Origin of the sequence: Mesorhizobium sp. M1A.F.Ca.IN.020.06.1.1 (assembly GCF_004023265.1) — a bacterium.
Classification (GTDB): domain Bacteria; phylum Pseudomonadota; class Alphaproteobacteria; order Rhizobiales; family Rhizobiaceae; genus Mesorhizobium.
Genome location: NZ_RZSR01000926.1, coordinates 1 through 2352 on the forward strand (window position 1 = coordinate 1; position 2352 = coordinate 2352).

Below are 2352 nucleotides of genomic sequence, written 5' to 3' on the forward strand. Positions count from 1 at the left end.
GAAATCGCCCCGGTGTTCGCGAACACGTCGGTCGTCCAACTGCCCGAAATCGATGCCGAGGGCGTTAGCGGCCGCGTCGTCATCGGCGAATTTTCCGGGCTGCGCTCGCCCGTCGCGACCGCCTCGGAAACGCTCTATGCCGATCTGCGGCTGGCGGCGGGCGCCAGCGTCAAAATCCCCGGCGACGCCGAGGAACGCGCCATCTACACGCTGGAGGGCGAGGTTTCGATTGCCGGCGACCGTTTCCCGGCCGAGCGGCTTTTGGTGTTCAAACCGGGCGAGGAAATCGTCGTGTCGTCCGAGCGCGGCGCGCATTTCATGCTGTTCGGCGGAGCGTCGCTGGGCTCCAAGCGCTATATCTGGTGGAATTTCGTTTCGTCCTCGAAAGAACGCATCGAGCAGGCCAAGGAAGAATGGAAGACGGGCCGCTTCGATATCGTTCCTGGCGATGAGGAAGAATTCATTCCGCTGCCGGAAGGTTAGCGCAGGATGGACATTCTGCGCCAGGCGCGTCACTGACACGCATTTACATTGGCGCGCCGTCAGCCTATCTCGCGCATAGCAAAGCGCATATTTGAAGGTTAACCCAAGGTTAAGTTGACAGGCCGTCCCAGAGTGAACCCGAAGCCTGACACGCCGCTCCTCGACAAAGTCCGCATCCCCGCGGATTTGCGGACGCTTGATGAAAGCGAGCTGCCGCAGCTGGCGACCGAACTGCGCGCGGAGCTGATCGATGCGGTGTCGCACACCGGCGGCCATCTTGGCGCCGGTCTCGGCGTCGTCGAGCTTACGGTTGCGCTGCACTATGTCTTCAACACGCCGGAAGACCGGCTGATCTGGGACGTTGGCCACCAGGCCTACCCGCACAAGATTCTGACCGGCCGCCGCGACCGCATCCGCACGCTTCGCCAGGAAGGCGGTCTCTCCGGCTTCACCCGGCGCGCAGAGAGCGAATACGACCCCTTCGGCGCAGCGCATTCCTCGACTTCGATTTCGGCCGGCCTCGGCATGGCGATGGGCCGCGACCTTGCGGGCGGCCGCAACAATGTCATCGCCGTCATCGGCGACGGCGCCATGTCCGCCGGGATGGCCTATGAGGCGATGAACAACGCCGGCGCGCTCAATGCCCGCCTGATCGTCATCCTCAACGACAATGACATGTCGATCGCCCCGCCGACCGGCGCGATGAGCGCCTATCTGGCGAGGCTTGCCTCCGGCAAGACCTATCTCGGCCTGCGCGATTTCGGCAAGAAGCTGACCTCCTATCTCGGCAAGCGCGCCGACAGCGCCATCACCCGCGCGGTCGAGCATGCGCGCGGTTACGTCACCGGCGGCACGCTGTTCGAGGAGATGGGATTCTTCCACATCGGCCCGATCGATGGACACAATTTGGAGCACCTGATCCCGGTGCTGAAGAACGTCCGCGATAATGGCGACGGTCCCATTCTGATCCATGTCGTCACCCAGAAGGGCAAGGGCTACGCGCCGGCGGAGGCCGCCGCCGACAAGTATCACGGCGTCAACAAGTTCGACGTCATCACCGGCGCGCAAGCGAAAGCGCCGGCCAACGCGCCGAGCTACACCAAGGTCTTCGCCGAGAGCCTGATCCAGGAGGCGCGCGAGGACGAACGAATCGTGGCGATCACCGCCGCGATGCCGAGTGGCACCGGCCTCGACCTCTTCGGCGAGGTGTTCCCGGCCCGAACCTTCGATGTCGGCATTGCCGAGCAGCACGCGGTGACCTTCGCCGCCGGCCTCGCCACCGAAGGCTACAAGCCCTTCGCCGCCATCTATTCGACCTTCCTGCAGCGCGCCTACGATCAGGTGGTGCACGACGTGGCAATCCAGAAACTGCCGGTGCGCTTCCCGATCGACCGCGCCGGCTTCGTCGGCGCCGACGGCGCCACGCACTGCGGCGCCTTCGACACGACCTTCCTCGCCTCGCTGCCTGGCTTCGTCGTCATGGCCGCCGCCGATGAGGCGGAGCTTCGCCATATGGTGCGCACGGCAGCCGACTACGACGGCGGCCCGATCGCCTTCCGCTATCCGCGCGGCAACGGCGTCGGCGTCGACATGCCGGAGCGCGGCTCAGTGCTCGAGATCGGCAAAGGCCGCATTCTCAAGGAAGGCACCAAGGTGGCGCTGCTCTCGTTCGGCACGCGGCTGCAGGATTGCCTGCTGGCCGCCGAGGAGCTCGGCGCCGCGGGCCTTTCGACCACCGTTGCCGACGCTCGCTTCGCCAAGCCGCTGGACGAGGATCTCATCCGCCGCCTGGCGCGCTCGCATGAGGTTCTCGTGACGGTCGAGGAGGGCGCGGTCGGCGGCTTCGCCAGCCAGGTGCTGCATTTCCTC

The 2352-nt window shown here is 65.4% G+C and carries 2 protein-coding genes; both read left to right on the forward strand.

Going from position 1 to position 2352, the window contains the following annotated elements; all coding sequences use genetic code 11:
- On the forward strand, positions 1 to 483 hold a 483-nt coding region (locus tag EOA60_RS29120; protein WP_164899628.1), incomplete at its 5' end, for a pirin-like C-terminal cupin domain-containing protein.
- A 132-nt stretch (positions 484 to 615) separates the two neighbouring features.
- Positions 616 to 2352: 1-deoxy-D-xylulose-5-phosphate synthase (gene dxs, locus EOA60_RS29125; RefSeq protein WP_128312336.1), on the forward strand; the 1737-nt coding region annotated here is incomplete at its 3' end.